This is a genomic window from Vibrio sp. Vb1127 (genome assembly GCF_033338735.1).
GTDB lineage: Bacteria > Pseudomonadota > Gammaproteobacteria > Enterobacterales > Vibrionaceae > Vibrio > Vibrio alginolyticus.
In genome coordinates, this window is the sequence record NZ_JAWOTF010000002.1 from 91,507 (window position 1) to 107,784 (window position 16,278).

The following is a 16,278-nucleotide window of genomic DNA, read 5'->3' on the forward strand; positions in this document are numbered from 1 at the left end:
GCATCTGGGATGCATTATGGTTTGTGCTGTTTTTCCGCCATTGCGTTGGCGATATCCCAACACAAACGGGCAGCTAATCGTGCTGTTTGACTATCGACGTCATAATTTGGGTTGTATTCGGCGATATCAGCCAGCATTAACTTATTTTTGTAATGAAGAATTCGATCTAAAAAGGGGGCAATTGTGTCGTAACTCACTCCCCGAGCTGCTGGTGCGCTGACTCCAGGTGCGGTTGCGGCAGGAAATACATCCAGATCAATGGTCAAATAGAGGTGGTCACAGTCGTCAATAAAATGCTGAAGCTGAGTTAAGTGATAACTGTGGTTTAAGTAGCAGAGCTGATTGTCCTCTACATACCAAACATTTAACGCATCTGCTTTTTCAAATAGCGCTTTAGTGTTGCTACTGCGGCTTACACCAATACAAGCGTAATGAAAGTCCCAATCGTTACGTTGACAAAAATGATGAATTTGGTTGAAGGGTGTACCAGAGCTCGGTCTTATGTCGGCGAGGTTACTCTCGAATGCGCGCAAATCGAAATGCGCATCGAAATTGATAATGCCGATTTTAGGCTTCTTCTCTGGATGGTGCGCTTTAAAATATTCCGCTAAGCCGGAAAACGAGGCCCACGCAATCTCATGCCCACCACCCAGCACGATGACTGGCGTATGGGGCAGTGCGCTTGAAATGGTTGCTGCACATAGAGCTTGGCTCTCTTCCAGTAAGTCGTCTTCACACACCACAGTACCTAAGTCATATAGTGGGGCGTCTTGGTGCCATGCTAAATTAGCGAGTGCTCGTCGGATTAAGTCTGGCGCTTTTTTCGCGCCAATGCGTCCTTTGTTTCTCGCAACGCCAGCGTCGGTAGCAAAACCGAGTAATGAGACGCCATGCGCAACGGCACTCAACTCATCTGCTTTTTGGCGTTGAACAACGTGATGAATTCGCTGACCAAGCTTGCCGTCCTCGGCATCATGACGGCCTTGCCAATGAAATAGGGGAGAGTGTAGGTCGAATTGAGACATATTATTGGCCTCCGTGTGAAATGTATTCACCATTTACTATACGACCTACCAGACGTTTTGCTCCGACTTGATAGCTTAAATCCGCAGGGCTTTCGATATCCCAGATAGAGAAGTCCGCATCAAACCCTACTTTGATTTCGCCACGTGAGTTTTGATAACCCAGAGCTTTGGCTGCATGTTGCGTTACACCACGCAGTGCTTCTTGCGGTGTAAGGCGAAATAGCGTGCACGCCATATTCAGCATGAGTGTGAGATCAGAAAATGGTGATGTACCTGGGTTGACGTCCGTAGCAATTGCCATCGGCACGTTATGCTCTCTCAATAACTCAATCGGTGGTAACTGAGTCTCTCTTAGAAAATAAAAAGCGCCAGGCAATAGAGTGGCGACGGTGTTTGATCGAGCAAGTGCTTTAACACCTTGCTCATCTAAAAACTCGATGTGATCCGCTGACAGACCGTTGTATTGCGCAGTGAGGGCTGTACCACCGAGATTAGAAAGTTGCTCAGTATGCCCTTTAACCTTTAAGCCGTGGCGTTTTGCAGCTACAAACACTTTTTCTGTTTGTTCAAGATTGAAACCAATCGATTCACAAAAAACATCGACACTCGTAGCTAATTCTTCCTTTGCGACAACAGGGATTATGTCCTGACAAATGTGCTCAATATAATCATCTGCACGACCTTGAAACTCTGGCGGAATAGCGTGAGCGGCGAGAAGTGTAGTGGTGATTTTAACTTTGCGCTCTTGCTCTAGCATTTTGGCGGCACGGAGCATTTTTATTTCATCATTCAGTGTCAATCCATAGCCTGATTTCACTTCGACAGAAGTGACGCCGCTCGCGAGTAGCCCGTCTAAACGTGGCAACGCTAACTCAACTAATTGCGCTTCGGTTGCTGAACGCGTCGCATGTACCGTTGAGAGAATCCCGCCGCCTTGTTTGGAAATTTCTTGATATGGCACGCCGTTTAAGCGCATTTCAAATTCGTTGGCACGATTGCCCGCGTAAATAAGATGAGTGTGGCAGTCGATCAAACCTGGCAGAACTAACTTGCCTTGAAGGTCGATACTCTGAGCGTAATGTTGGGCAGGCAGCAGAGACTCGGTTTGCGGTGCGTCTTCACCAATGGCACAAGTACTGATCGCAACGATTTTTCCAGATTTAATACCAATGCGCGCTGGAGGCGTTGGAAGGTATCCGCATTCTCCCGATTGCATGGTAACTAGACGTGCGTTTTCAATCAGCAAATCCATGTTTGTGTCCCTGTGTTTATTTGTATCATTAAATGTATATACAAATAAATAGAGCAAAATAAGAACACTGACAAGATTGATGTTGCTAAAATGTGATCAAAACGTAGATCTAGAGGACAAATCTTGTCCTTAAATTAGCACTTTTGAGCTCAGCTTATATTTGTTACCAGGGTGATAAAGTAGGGCGGTACTGACTAATTTATCTTGGCTCCACGTTCTGCGATTCAAGAGAAGGCAAGGTTCATTGGCTTGCATTTTTAAGTCTTGCTTAATACGGCTTTCAGGCACAATTGCCTCTACAGTATGTTCTATCGCGCTGAGTGGGCAATTATTTGACAGGTATTGATTTGGAGTGATTTGTGTGAAGTCTTGATTTAAATAACTCGGGGCATATTGGCTATTCACCCAGCGGAGCTCCAATTGAATCGGCGTTTGGTCTTCATAGTGAATAATTTCACTGTAAAACACTGTCGTGCCTAGCATAACGCCGAGTTTTGTCGCAATGTTGTCATCTGCTTTTATGGCAATTTGTTTGAGCACTTTACTGCCATACTTTCGCCCTCTATCGCTGACTTCTTCGGCAATGTTTCGAATGTCTAGCAGGGGAGATTCTGACTTTTCACCAGGATCACACACGAACGTGCCTAAGCGTGGGCGACGTTGTAATCGGCCCTCATTAACTAAATCCCGAATTGCTTTGTTCACTGTCATTCTACTGACACCAAATTGCTCGGTAAGCTCAATCTCGGTGGCGATGCGATGACCAACTACCCACTCTCCAGCCTCAATTTTATCCAGGATAAATTGTTTAATTTGAATGTAGAGTGGTGCAGACATAATCATTTTCCTTTATTTGACTATACAAATACTGCTTAATTTAGGTACAAATTGCAAACATTTCTCGACGAATGTACCGCTTAGTGACCGAACAATCCTATTGCAGAGCTGAATGACTCTTGCTGTTGAGCATTATTTGGCTTGATGATTGAATTCAAGCATTTTCTTGTGGTCTATTGCTTGCACAGCAGAAAACAATTGTGTAAACAAACGATTATTAGAAGAAAAGTCGCTAAAAAAGGAAAAATATGTTTAAAAAATTGAAAGCATCACTGGGGATCGGCTCTGCAAAAGTAGATACCATTTTGGACGAAATGAGCGTGTTTCAAGGAGCGACGCTGAAAGGGCAGGTTTATATCAAAGGTGGAGACGTCGAACAACAAATTGATGCTATTACGATTAAATTGAACACGGAAATGAAAGTCGAAGTGGATGATAGCGTAAGTTATCAAACCTTCACTATCGATCAATTGAAAGCAGTTGACCCTTTTGTGATTCAACCTAATGAAGAAAAGCAGGTTCCGTTTGAGCTAAAACTGCATGACGAAACACCAATTACTGCGGTTAGCGCACTTAAGAATCAATGTCATGTTTGGGTCGAGACGACGTTAGATATTGATTTTGCAATTGATCCGCGTGACCGTGACTATATTGAAGTGAAACCACTACCAGTAGCATCTCGGGTTATTCAAGCGATCGAGCAAGCTGGCTTCACTATGGTTAAAGCCGATGTTGAAAAAGGCTTTTTGCGCGGTGGCTCGTTTGCCTCTCGCTCTGGTATTTATCAAGAGCTAGAATTCCGTAACAGCGGCTTTATCTCATCAAAAGAAATTGAGCTCTCTTTTATTCTGGAAGGGCAGGTCATGCATTGTTTGGCAGAGATTGACCGTTCGCTCAGCTTGGCTGGTGACCAATATCGCTCGTTTACGTTGCCGATCAATGCAACCGATGCTCAAGTCGCTGCCGCAGTTGCACCAACGCTAAATCTATAGCTCTCATCAACTTGATGAAAATATGTACCGATATCCTATTGTGAAAGCGATATCGGTACTGTTATCCATGTTTCTTGCGTTCTCTACGGCTAAAAACTCAAGCGCTGAATTTTCCATTAGATATCGATAGCCTAATACCAGTTCATTAGAGGCATCAGCAAACTCTGTGGGCCCTTCTGTTGAGCCTTGATACCAATGATATTCCAACATCAGGTGATGGTTATCTTCTAAGGCATAACGGTACCCACCCGCAATGGCAATCGTATTATGTCGATAGGGCAGATCGAGCAAGGCACGGTCATCCGAGCGAAAAGTCATGCCAATCATCGAATAAAATGCATGAGCATCACTTAAGTAGCTGTAGTTCAATTGGAAGCCTTGCTCGAAACTGCTACCTTGAAAAGTGCCGTGAACCACATCGTTAAAATACAAACTGCCGCCAATCGATAGGCCGTGATGTTCATTTTGGAACACTTGATACTGTAAGTAAGTAGATAGGTTATTGGCTAGTGTTTGTCCTTCGAAATCATCTTCAAGCACATTATATTGCGGCATTGAAATGTAAAAACGATCTCTGTCTACTTTATCTCGCCCATTTTGTCCGATACCGAAAAGTTTATGGAAGCTTTTCGTCAGTCCATCTAAATGGTTGTCAGCGGCAAAGACCCATCGATAGTTGAGCTCCCACTGCCAACGGTTGCTGACTTGCCATTTGCTGCCTAATTCGATTTGATTGTGGTAATAATCCAGTGCGTATTCATCAGTATGAGCCCAAACACTTGCCACGGTTCCCGAACCATAGGCTTCGACAAAACCATAGGGCAGACTATGTCCTGAACGCAGTATGTTGGTGTGACTAACCACTTGCATTGGGGATTGTGCGTAAGAACGCAGCGGGCCATATAAGTCATTTGATGCGAAGGCTTGCAAAGAACATATCGAGGTGCTTAGAAGCACCATAAAGCGCGATTTGAAATAGACCATGATGAATACCTACATACAAACTACTCTATAAAACAACTATATACCTAAATCGCACGTTGAGCTCTCGCCAAGCGTGTTAAGCTTTGTATCGGTTCAAACGTAATAGGCGATATTGTAATTTGTTGTGTAAGTTCATTGGGGGGCAATTCCGTTTACAAGTTATGCGGTCTCTTAAAAAGCATGATCAGATTGTCGTGACGGGTCTGCGGTTAAGTTCTTATGACAAAACAAAATCGCGCTTTGCATTCTAATTGTGAGCTAGGTACAATCCCATTTTCGATAACGGTCCGGTATTCGTGTTACCGAGAGGCCTTTATTGACTCTCAACTATTTTCAACAAATAGCTTCTAATTTGAATAACATGTGTTGCTTGGTGTGCAACACCACTGTAAAGGACATAGCATGCCTATTATTACTCTTCCTGACGGCAGTCAGCGTCAATTTGACAACCCAGTTTCTACTATGGAAGTTGCGCAATCGATCGGTCCTGGTCTTGCAAAAGCAACTATCGCTGGTCGTGTAAACGGTAACCGCGTTGATGCGTGTGATCTAATTGAAGAAGACGCAAGCCTTGAAATCATCACAGTTAAAGATGAAGTAGACGGTCTAGAAATCGTTCGTCACTCTTGTGCTCACCTTCTTGGTCACGCTCTTAAGCAGCTTTACCCTCAAGCTAAAATGGCGATCGGTCCAACCATCGACAATGGCTTCTACTACGATATCGACTTAGACGAATCTCTAACGCAAGAAGATCTTGAAAAGATTGAAAAGCGTATGAAAGAGCTAGCGAAAACCAAGTACGAAGTGGTTAAGAAAAAAGTAAGCTGGCAGGAAGCGCGTGATACGTTTGAATCACGTGGCGAACCATACAAAGTGGAAATCCTAGACGAAAACGTATCTCGTGATGATCGTCCAGGCCTTTACCACCATGAAGAATACATCGACATGTGTCGTGGTCCTCACGTTCCTAACATGAGCTTCTGTCAACACTTCACTTTGCTGAATGTTGCAGGTGCTTACTGGCGTGGTAACAGCGACAACAAAATGCTTCAACGTATCTACGGTACGGCTTTCCACGACAAGAAAGCACTGAAAGCGCACCTAACTCGCCTAGAAGAAGCGGCAAAGCGTGATCACCGTAAGATTGGTAAGCAACTAGACCTATTCCACATGCAGCAAGAAGCACCGGGTATGGTGTTCTGGCATCACAATGGTTGGTCTATCTTCCGTGATCTAGAAGTATTCATCCGCGCTAAGCTAGATGAGTACGGTTACCAAGAAGTGAAAGGTCCACTTATGATGGACCGTGTTCTTTGGGAACGCTCTGGGCACTGGGACAAATACGCTGATGCAATGTTCACAACTTCTTCTGAGAACCGTGAATACGCGATTAAGCCAATGAACTGTCCAGGTCACGTACAGATCTTCAACCAAGGTCTAAAATCGTACCGCGACCTACCGCTACGTATGGCTGAGTTTGGCTCATGTCACCGTAACGAACCATCTGGTGCACTACACGGTATTATGCGTGTACGTGGCTTTACTCAGGATGACGCTCACATTTTCTGTACTGAGAGCCAAATTCAAGAAGAAGTAACAAACTGTATCAAGATGGTGTACGATACGTACCAAACATTTGGTTTCGACAACATCGTAGTGAAACTGTCTACTCGTCCAGAGAAACGTGTAGGTTCAGATGAAATCTGGGATCAATCTGAAGAAGCATTGAAGCAGTCTCTTGAATCGATGGATATCCCATACGAAATTCAAGAAGGCGAGGGTGCGTTCTACGGTCCTAAGATTGAATTCACACTATACGATTGTCTAGACCGTGCGTGGCAGTGTGGTACTGTCCAGCTAGACTTCAACCTACCAGGTCGCTTAGGTGCAACTTATGTAGGTGAAAACAATGAACGTCTTGTACCGGTAATGATTCACCGTGCGATTCTAGGTTCACTAGAGCGCTTCATCGGTATCCTTATCGAAGAATATGCTGGTTTCTTCCCAACTTGGTTGGCGCCAGAACAAGCAGTTCTTATGAACATTACTGATAAACAGTCAGGTTATGTTCAAGAAATAGTACAAAAACTACAAAAAAGTGGAATTAGAGCTAAAGCGGACTTGAGAAATGAGAAGATTGGCTTTAAAATCCGCGAACATACTTTGAAGCGTGTACCGTATATGCTTGTTGTTGGTGACCAAGAAATGGAAGCTGGCGAAATTGCAGTGCGTACTCGTAAAGGTAAAGATCTTGGTAAATTTAAAGTGGATGATTTTATTGCATACATCCAAGACGAGATCTCTAGCCGTAAGCTCAATCTGGAGGAATAAGCTATTAAAGGCGGAAGACGTGGCCAACAGCCGGTAAAACAAAACCCGCACCGTATCAACGGTGAAATTCGTGGTATTCGTGAAGTTCGACTAACAGGCGCTGACGGTGAATCAGTTGGTGTTGTATCGATTCAAGAAGCCATTGCAGCTGCTGAAGAAGCTGGTATGGATCTCGTTGAGATCAGTCCTAACGCCGAGCCACCTGTTTGTCGTGTGATGGACTATGGTAAGTTCCTCTTCGAGAAGAGCAAAACTGCTAAAGAGCAGAAGAAGAAGCAAAAGCAGGTCCAGATCAAGGAAGTAAAATTCCGTCCTGGAACTGATATTGGAGACTATCAGGTAAAACTACGCAACCTGACGCGTTTCCTTGAAGAAGGCAACAAAGTGAAAGTAACAATTCGCTTCCGTGGCCGAGAGATGGCACACCAAGACATCGGTGTTGACGTTCTAAATCGTCTTAAGGAAGATACTGCAGAAATTGCTGTAGTTGAATCTTTCCCTAAGAAGATTGAAGGTCGCCAGATGATCATGGTGCTAGCCCCTAAAAAGAAGTAATTAACGGCTCATCAAGTAATTAAAACCTAGCCGCTTTCCTTTATATAAAGGCATATGGCTGGGTTTTGTTCGCCCTAATTACGTTGTTTATTAAACCTACTCAATGCGGAGTTATTCATCATGCCTAAGATGAAAACCAACAAAGGTGCTGCTAAGCGTTTTAAGAAAACTGCTGGTGGTATTAAGTACAAGCACGCTACAAAACGTCACATCCTGACTAAGCGTACTACTAAGAACAAGCGTCAACTACGTCCGAATGCAATCCTTCCAAAATGTGAAGTGGCTGCAGTAATCCGTATGTTGCCATACGCTTAATTCTTTTTAGTTATCAATCGTTTAGTTTAGGAGAAGCATAATGCCTCGCGTAAAACGTGGTGTACAAGCTCGTGCACGTCATAAGAAAGTTCTAAAACAAGCTAAAGGTTACTACGGTGCGCGTTCACGCGTTTACCGCGTAGCTTTCCAAGCAGTTACTAAAGCTGGTCAATACGCTTACCGTGACCGTCGCGCTAAGAAACGTCAATTCCGTCAACTATGGATTGCACGTATCAATGCGGCATCTCGTCAAAACGGTCTATCTTACAGCCGTTTCATCAACGGTCTTAAGAAAGCATCTATCGAGATCGACCGTAAGATCCTTGCGGACATCGCAGTATTCGACAAAGCTGCATTTGCAGTTCTAGTTGAAAAAGCGAAAGCTGCTCTTTAATTAGCAGTTTAGGATTAAGAGAAGGAGAGCATTAGCTCTCCTTTTTTATTGCTAAAATTTATACCCAAATGACTTTTAGCTTGGCTATTTAGAGTATTGTTTATCAGTCTTCTCAATTTATTGGTTAGCATCTTATGTTAGTTATAAGGTAGCTTGGGTATAAATTTTTACGTTTATAAGGGATTAAAAATGATTTACACAACGACCGAAAGCATTCCTGGCAAGCAGATCTCTGAAATCAGAGGGGTTGTAACTGGTAATGTTGTTCAATCAAAGCATATTGGCCGTGACCTCATGGCGGGTATCAAGAGCATTGTTGGCGGCGAAATTCGTGGTTACACGGAAATGATGACCGACGCGCGTGATATTGCTATACAGCGCATGGTGGCGGACGCTGAATCTAAAGGTGCCGATGCAATTGTAGGGATTCGATTTACCACAAGCTCAATCGTAGATGGTTCTTCGGAAATTTTGGCGTTTGGTACTGCAGTGAAACTAGCGGACCAGTCTACTTGAATAGCATTGCAAAAATGCTAATAGAGAGCGGTGAATTATTATGCATTTACCGTTCTGTTCCTTTTAGGTTAATTATTCTAGATTTTTGCAGAGCGAATAGATTTATATTCTCAACTTTACGTTACTATTAAAATTAATCACGATAATTTAGAGTGATTGCTTTACTTTTGTTTTGCATATTATTTTATACCTATAATGAAATTGAATTCATATTGAATTTTTCATTTGTTGTGTGAATTCTCCTTTCAGTATATTAATTCATGTTTTTCTTATAAAAATATGAACTTATACCTTGCCAAGCGGTTCTAAATTGTTACAAATACTATACAGCTGTAACATTGCCAAAAGGAATTGTAGATGAGAGATCTGACTCCCGAATACTTGCTAGCCGCATTACGCCAAGCGATTAAAACAAAAGGGCTAACATATCGAGAGCTATCTGAGAAAATGGGTATGCCACTATCTACTTTTAAGAGACATCTTACAAGCACGAATCTCGCTTTAGATAAGTTGCTGGAATATTGTAGAGCGGTTGATTGCACGTTAGATGAACTACAAAAGCTCGCAAATCAATTGCAAGGTGAAGACGAGGATTACTTTAGTCGCACACAGGATGAAGTATTCTTTCAATTCCCTCACCTTTACGACTTTTATCGTGAATTGAGAATGTTACGAGGTAAAGACGGCTATTCTATTTTAAAGAAAAAGTATGACTTGTCTGAGCAGAGCATGTCCGATTACTTAAAAGCATTAGAGTTGTTGGATCTCGTTTACGTTGATGAAGATAAAAATATAACGCTGCACGGACCTTTATATTATAGCTATGCAGAGAACTCCAAGCTCAACGACAAATATACCGAAATCATAAAAGAGCAGACGACTACCCACGATAAGTGTGTTCGCGTTGCTTTGGCGCGTATGAAAATTACCGAAGAACAGCTTTTGTTACTGGAAGATCAAGTCGCAAAGACCGTCATCGATTTTCATTCCAAAAATGTTGTAGCAGAGAACTTTAATGTCTCTGATTTTACTAATATTGTTCTACTTGCTGGGCCACATCAGCCAGTCACATTCTCTGACGGCATTATTGAGACAGAGGGGCGATTTATTGATGATATTCGTTATGCCATCGCATCTGCAGGTGATAAGCCAAGCCTATCTATATAGATTTTGAGCCTTTTTTGAAGAGAGTTTCTGAAAGGGCGTTGCAAAAGAAAAAGCCTAAGACAGCAAATACTTTGTAAGTAGGGCATTCAGCGGTGTTTGCTCTTAATTCAGACTTAAAGTGTTTTGGGCTTATTTCGAATAATACCTGTTCAGCATCTACTTTCGTTATTTTTAACATGCTGACTTCCTTCGTTGTTCCTCCCAAAGCCTCTCTCTTCCCCTACAAAGAAACCATTCTCGTTGAACCAAGCATCCTGTAGCTACTTGGGTATGCATAATTGGTGGCTATTTATTTTCTAATTATAAATTCATACTTGAAATGTTTGTTTTTTGATCTATTATGACGAAGTGTCATTTGTGACGGTTCGTCAACTTTAGTTGCGTTCCTGTATTAAAGAATCGTGTTACAATTATTGGGAGTGTGTTGGTATACGGATCAAAGGATTATGTTTAACTTTCGCTGTAAAAAATATAGCAAGCAAGACGGATGTCGTGTGTCTTCAGGGCTAACAAAAAAGCAACAGGCGATTGCTGATCGTGAGATAGAGCTTATTCAATTGGCTAAGTCTCTAGTTCAAGAGCAAGGCTTTGCCAACTTAACGATGGACAAGCTTACAGCGTCAAGCCCTTATTCTAAAGGGACGATCTACAATCATTTTTGCAGCAAAGAAGATGTGATTCTTGCGCTTTGTATTCATTCGCTGAAAAGCGAAGCAATATTTTTCGAACGTACCGCCAAATTTAATGGCAATACCAGAGAAAAAATCATTGCGATGCATGTAGGTTATCGTATTTACGCTCGTATGGAGCCAGTACTATCAACCTGTGCGATTGTTGCAAAGACGCCTTGGGTTCTAGAGAAGGCTTCGCCTAAACGTGTGAATGAACTGAATAACTTGGAAGAACAAGTAATAGATGGTGCTGATGCGCTGGTGAACAATGCAGTAGAATGTGGTGATCTTAAGTTTTCTCCCGCAATTGGTTCTGATGCTATTGTATTCGCCAACTGGTCTATTGCATTCGGTTCAAACGCTTTGGCGCAAAATGCATCGAACAGTCGATGTATTCAGCGAATTCAGGACCCATTCTCAGTACTGCACAACGCGAATATGTTACTTGATGGTTTAGGTTGGTCGCCTTTATCTACAGAATGGGACTACCGTAAAACCTGGCGTCGAGTGGAGCAGGAGTTATTTAGTGAAGAGCTTGCTTATTTAGAGTCAGTGAATCGCTAATAAACTGGAAAGGCCAATCTGACGTTATGGTTGGCTTTTTTATCGCACTATTGTGACGAATCGTCATTAAATCTCGAGGGTTGGCGTTCAGCCAATGATCACGAGAAGCATAGGAAGTTACTAAAAACTGACTTATGTAGCCAAATTCATTCGATCTAAAGTTTGCATGTCGAGTTTGTCTGGTTATTTACAGCATTTGCTGTTTTTTTAGTTTTTAAATTTGACGAAACGTCACAAAAGGAGAGTGTGATGCCACATCACAACGTTCAACAATACGCCCGTTCAGGGTGGGGTAAGCTACCAACGAATTACAGTGTATTGGTGATGCTTGCTACCGTTTTATTGATTGTCATAGCAACTATTGGAGGAAAAAACCTTTACTTTAGAGGAGATTACGACATCTTCTTTGATGGAACAAATGAGCAGTTACTTGCGTTTGATGAAATTCAAACCACCTTTGCAAAATCTGACAGTCTTGCTTTGGTTATAGCGCCAAAGAGCGGCACTGTTTTTACTCCTAGCACATTATCTCTTATTCAGCAGATCACTGACGAGGCGTGGCAAGTTCCATACTCCACCCGCGTTGATTCCCTCGCCAACTACCAGCATACCGAAGCGTTTGAAGATGATCTTCTTGTCGAAGACTTACTGTATAGCGAATATGAATTGACACCTCAACGAATAGAGAAAGTCAAAAGTATTGCGTTGAGTGAGCCGGTTTTGAAAAGTTCACTGATTTCTGAAAAAGGAGATGTCACGGTCGTAAACATTACGGTCCAACTCCCTGAAATAGATAAAACTGCTGAAGTACAAGAGGTGGTTGCTTATATAAACGGAATGATTGAACGTTATCAGCAAGTGTACCCAGACACGGAATTCCACAAGGCTGGTATTATTGCAATGAACTACGCGTTTATGACCGCAGCCCAAGATGATAGCGCAACATTAGTGCCTACTATGTTACTAGTGATATTGGTGTTTCTGACCATCATGTTGCGCTCATTGCTTAGCGTCATCGCGACGCTCATCGTTATTATCGGCTCGGTTATGGTGACAATGGGCTTGTCAGGATGGGCTGGTATGTTCTTAAGCACGGCGACCGTTAATGTGCCTACCTTGGTGATGACGCTTGCCGTCGCAGACTGTGTACACATCATCGCGACAATGCGTCAGTCTATGCAAAACGGCTTTAGTAAAGCCCACTCTATTGAGCGAAGTATTGCGCTCAATTTCATGCCTATCTTGATTACCTCCATTACCACCGCGATCGGCTTTTTAATGATGAATATGTCGGATTCTCCAATCCTGAGAGATTTCGGCAACCTATCAGCCCTTGGCGTCATGGTTGCTTGTTTCCTTTCCATCACGTTACTTCCCGCCTTGCTTAATATCCTTCCGGTTACGGTGAAGTCGGATACTTCTGATGAAAGAAAGCACTTTATGGATCATTTAGGAGATTTCGTGGTGTCAAAGCGACATGCGTTATTGCCGTTGTCGGTGCTTGTTATTGTCGCGAGTGCGAGCTTGATTCCGCTGAACAAAGTCAATGATGAATCCGTCGAGTACTTTGGCCATAGCAATGAATTTCGCCGAGCGGCTGATTTTATGGAAGAGCGAATCAGTGGCATGGCGAACATCAGTATCGCGATAAAAACTAACGAATCGCAGGGCATTGCCGATCCTAATTTTCTCAATTCCGTGGGTAAATTTACTGACTGGCTAAGGTTGCAGCCAGAAACGGACCATGTTGCGACCTTGAGCGATGTTTATAAGCGCCTAAACAAGAACATGCATGGAGATGATCAGGCTTATTACTCGCTCCCTCAAGACAGAGAATTAGCGGCTCAATATCTGCTGCTTTTTGAAATGTCACTACCGTATGGTTTAGATTTGAACAACCAAATCAATGTAGATAAGTCGTCGATCAAGATGGTTCTCACCGTGGAGAACTTGGGCAGCGTCGAGCTTGTTGATTTGGAAAATCGCATTTACCAATGGTTTAACGAAAACGCGCCTCAATATGATGTTGTTGCGTCTAGTCCTTCATTGATGTTTGCGCATATTGGTGAAACGAATATGGCCAGCATGCTGTCAACCTTGCCCATTACTCTTGTCTTAATCTCTGCATTACTGATCTTTGCCTTGCGTTCGTTCAAGCTTGGCTTAATTAGTCTTGTCCCGAATATTGCTCCTGCGCTTATTGGTTTTGGTATTTGGGCGCTGGTTTCTGGCGAGATTAACTTGGGATTGTCTGTCGTTGTGACATTAACGCTTGGTGTTGTTGTCGATGACGCCGTTCACTTTCTTTCTAAATATCAACACGCTCGTAAAGATGGCCACAGTGCGGAGCAAGCGGTTCGCTACGCCTTTCGTACCGTGGGGCGCGCTCTCTGGATTACGACGGTCGTGCTTGTTGCTGGTTTCTCTGTTCTGGCGATGTCGAGCTTCCGTTTAAATGCCGATATGGGACAGTTGAGTGCCATTGTCATCTTTATTGCCCTTGTTGTGGATTTCATCTTTCTACCGACTCTACTGATGTTGTTTGACAAAGGCGTCTACGACGAGGTGGACCGCCGAAACAAGCTTAAATCAACTGACTCTCAAACCACGGCTGTTACTCAGTCATAACGAATCAAAGGATTGAACATGAATTTACTAAAAAATGCCTTAAAAGTATCTGCACTTTCTGTCTCGCTTTTTATGAGTCATGCGGTGTTAGCGGATGAAGCGAAAGGATTAGAGATTGCTCAAGAGCGCAAAGCCCGTGATGAAGGGTGGGGGGATTCTGTTGCTACGATGCAAATGATTCTGCGAAACGCGCAAGGAGAAAGCAGCACACGTTTAATGCGCTTACAATCACTCGAAGTTGATGGTGATGGTGACAAAGGGCTCACGATATTTGATGAACCGAGAGATGTAAAAGGCACGGCGTTTCTCAACCATTCTCATACGGTGGGTGCCGATGACCAATGGCTTTACCTTCCTGCACTGAAACGTGTGAAACGTATTTCCTCGCGTAACAAATCAGGTCCTTTTATGGGCAGTGAATTCGCGTATGAGGATCTCAGTTCCTTTGAGATTGAAAAATACCGTTTCAACTACCTAAAAGATGACAGCATAAACGGGCAAGATGTTTTCGTCGTAGAGCAAATTCCGACCGATAAGAACTCAGGTTATACCAAGCAAACGGTGTGGTTAGATAAAGCGCATTATCGTCCACTTAAAGTTGAGTTTTACGACCGCAAAGGCTCTTTGTTAAAAACGCTTTCTTTTTCCGATTACAAGCAATATCTCAACCAATATTGGCGAGCGCACACTATGGCGATGACAAACCATCAAACAGGAAAAAGTACTGAGCTAACGACTAGCGAAATGCGTTTTAACACTGGATTACAAGACAATGACTTTCATAAGAATGTGTTGAAGCGAGTGAGGTAGTGGAGGAAAAATGAAGCGATTAAATGCTGGGTTGTTGCTTAGTGCAGCAGCCTTTTTTTACTCGATGCCTCTGACTGCCGTCGAGCTCGCAGGACAAGTCAATATTGAGCATCGTCAGTTTTTTAAAACGGGCTCTCAGGGTCAGAGCAAAGCGCAAACGTCATTGGTTTTGCAGCCAGAATTTTACTGGGAGATGCAAAATGGTGATGCAAACTTTACTTTCACACCTTTCTATCGTCTGGATGGTCTAGACGATGAGCGAAGTCATGGCGACATACGAGAGGCACTTTATCTGACTTATTGGGATGATTATGAGCTTCGAGTTGGGATTAGTAAGGTCTTTTGGGGAGTGACTGAATCAGCCCATTTAGTTGATGTCGTAAACCAAACAGATGCCATTGAAGCCGTCGATGGTGAAGATAAACTCGGTCAGCCGATGTTACATTTTACCTCTTTCAAAGACTGGGGCACCGTCCACGCAATGTTGTTACCTTACTTTAGGGAACGAACGTTTGCGGGTACAGATGGCCGCTTGCGAACCGAACCCGTTGTCTCTGATGATGCTATCTATGAATCAAGCAGAGAAGAGAAGCACGTAGATGTGGCTTTTCGATATTCGAAAATGCTTGGCGATTGGGACGTAGGCCTAAGCTATTTATATGGAACAAACCGGGATCCTTACTTTCGTTTAGAGTACGGAGAATTAAAGCCTTACTACGCTCTGATGAGTCATGTCGGTCTGGATGTGCAAGGAATTGTTGGCGATTGGTTATGGAAACTAGAAAGTGTTTATCGAGATAGCGCTGATAATCATGTCGGTCTTGTGACGGGTTTTGAGTATACCTTCGTCGGTGCATTTGACACGGTTTGGGATGTGGGAGTTATTGGTGAGTACCTCTATGACAGTCGTGGGAACAACGCACAAACTATCGGTCAAAATGATGTGTTTGCAGGTATTCGTTGGGCGCTCAATGATGAGGACGGAACGGAAGTATTGACGGGAATTACGAAGGATTTAGATAACGATGATGTTTACAATGCTAAGTTAGAAGCATCGAGCCGAATATCGAATCACGTTAAGTGGCAAATTGATGCTTGGTTGTTTAAAAATGAAACACCAAATGATTTGCTCTACTTCGCTAGAGATGACGATTTTATCGAGCTATCTATTCAATACTATTTCTAAAAAAAAAGGGCACAACTAAACGGCAGATTAACTAAAGATGACATTTTTGAC

The 16,278-nt window shown here is 43.1% G+C and carries 16 protein-coding genes; 11 read left to right on the plus strand and 5 right to left on the minus strand.

Annotated elements, in window-relative coordinates; genetic code table 11:
* Positions 1 to 14: 14 nt before the first annotated feature.
* The 3 genes from hutG to hutC form a co-directional block, all read right to left on the minus strand.
* Positions 15 to 1,025: a formimidoylglutamase gene (hutG, locus tag R7H07_RS04285; protein WP_170897140.1), complete on the minus strand. Its 1,011-nt coding sequence runs from the start codon at positions 1,023 to 1,025 to the stop codon at positions 15 to 17.
* A 1-nt stretch (position 1,026) separates the two neighbouring features.
* A complete protein-coding gene (gene hutI, locus R7H07_RS04290; protein WP_170897139.1) occupies positions 1,027 to 2,277 on the minus strand; it encodes an imidazolonepropionase in 1,251 nt (416 codons plus the stop codon).
* A 129-nt stretch (positions 2,278 to 2,406) separates the two neighbouring features.
* On the minus strand, positions 2,407 to 3,114 hold the full coding sequence (gene hutC, locus R7H07_RS04295) for a histidine utilization repressor (protein WP_054700691.1): 708 nt from the start codon (positions 3,112 to 3,114) through the stop codon (positions 2,407 to 2,409).
* A 248-nt stretch (positions 3,115 to 3,362) separates the two neighbouring features.
* Between hutC and R7H07_RS04300 the strand changes: the two genes are divergently transcribed.
* The gene (locus tag R7H07_RS04300; protein ID WP_170897138.1) at positions 3,363 to 4,106 is read left to right on the plus strand and encodes a sporulation protein; all 744 of its coding nucleotides are present in this window, start codon (positions 3,363 to 3,365) and stop codon (positions 4,104 to 4,106) included.
* Between the two features lie 6 nt (positions 4,107 to 4,112).
* On the opposite strand, the gene R7H07_RS04305 is transcribed toward R7H07_RS04300, so the two are convergent.
* Positions 4,113 to 5,090 carry a DUF3187 family protein gene (locus tag R7H07_RS04305; protein ID WP_170897137.1) on the minus strand — a complete coding sequence of 326 codons (978 nt, stop codon included), beginning with the start codon at positions 5,088 to 5,090 and terminating at the stop codon, positions 4,113 to 4,115.
* Between the two features lie 402 nt (positions 5,091 to 5,492).
* Between R7H07_RS04305 and thrS the strand changes: the two genes are divergently transcribed.
* The 6 genes from thrS to R7H07_RS04335 all read left to right on the plus strand — a co-directional run bounded on the left by thrS (position 5,493) and on the right by R7H07_RS04335 (position 10,368).
* A complete protein-coding gene (gene thrS / locus R7H07_RS04310; protein ID WP_005395892.1) occupies positions 5,493 to 7,421 on the plus strand; it encodes a threonine--tRNA ligase in 1,929 nt (642 codons plus the stop codon).
* A 3-nt stretch (positions 7,422 to 7,424) separates the two neighbouring features.
* A complete protein-coding gene (gene infC / locus R7H07_RS04315; RefSeq protein ID WP_080276913.1) occupies positions 7,425 to 7,976 on the plus strand; it encodes a translation initiation factor IF-3 in 552 nt (183 codons plus the stop codon).
* Between the two features lie 120 nt (positions 7,977 to 8,096).
* Entirely contained in the window at positions 8,097 to 8,291 is a 195-nt protein-coding gene (gene rpmI, locus R7H07_RS04320) for a 50S ribosomal protein L35 (protein WP_005377932.1), read from the plus strand.
* 40 nt (positions 8,292 to 8,331) lie between these two features.
* Positions 8,332 to 8,685, plus strand: coding sequence for a 50S ribosomal protein L20 (gene rplT / locus R7H07_RS04325; protein WP_004727974.1), 354 nt, complete (start codon positions 8,332 to 8,334; stop codon positions 8,683 to 8,685).
* Positions 8,686 to 8,874: 189 nt separating this feature from the next.
* Positions 8,875 to 9,201 (plus strand): heavy metal-binding domain-containing protein, encoded by a 327-nt coding sequence (locus R7H07_RS04330; protein ID WP_054700692.1) that lies wholly within the window; start codon positions 8,875 to 8,877, stop codon positions 9,199 to 9,201.
* 357 nt (positions 9,202 to 9,558) lie between these two features.
* Positions 9,559 to 10,368, plus strand: a complete 810-nt coding sequence (locus tag R7H07_RS04335) for a helix-turn-helix domain-containing protein (RefSeq protein WP_005377917.1) — start codon at positions 9,559 to 9,561, stop codon at positions 10,366 to 10,368.
* On the opposite strand, the gene R7H07_RS04340 is transcribed toward R7H07_RS04335, so the two are convergent.
* On the minus strand, positions 10,361 to 10,546 hold the full coding sequence (locus tag R7H07_RS04340; RefSeq protein ID WP_005377915.1) for a hypothetical protein: 186 nt from the start codon (positions 10,544 to 10,546) through the stop codon (positions 10,361 to 10,363). The genes R7H07_RS04335 and R7H07_RS04340 overlap by 8 nt on opposite strands.
* 268 nt (positions 10,547 to 10,814) lie before the next feature.
* Between R7H07_RS04340 and R7H07_RS04345 the strand changes: the two genes are divergently transcribed.
* From R7H07_RS04345 to R7H07_RS04360, 4 genes are all read left to right on the plus strand, one after another.
* A complete protein-coding gene (locus R7H07_RS04345) occupies positions 10,815 to 11,603 on the plus strand; it encodes a TetR/AcrR family transcriptional regulator (RefSeq protein WP_005377913.1) in 789 nt (262 codons plus the stop codon).
* Between the two features lie 249 nt (positions 11,604 to 11,852).
* Complete coding sequence (locus R7H07_RS04350; protein WP_206959120.1) at positions 11,853 to 14,231, plus strand: efflux RND transporter permease subunit; 2,379 nt, start codon at positions 11,853 to 11,855, stop codon at positions 14,229 to 14,231.
* Between the two features lie 18 nt (positions 14,232 to 14,249).
* Positions 14,250 to 15,041, plus strand: coding sequence for an outer membrane lipoprotein-sorting protein (locus R7H07_RS04355; RefSeq protein WP_005385474.1), 792 nt, complete (start codon positions 14,250 to 14,252; stop codon positions 15,039 to 15,041).
* A 10-nt stretch (positions 15,042 to 15,051) separates the two neighbouring features.
* Positions 15,052 to 16,227 (plus strand): hypothetical protein, encoded by a 1,176-nt coding sequence (locus R7H07_RS04360; protein ID WP_054574059.1) that lies wholly within the window; start codon positions 15,052 to 15,054, stop codon positions 16,225 to 16,227.
* Positions 16,228 to 16,278 lie beyond the last annotated feature (51 nt).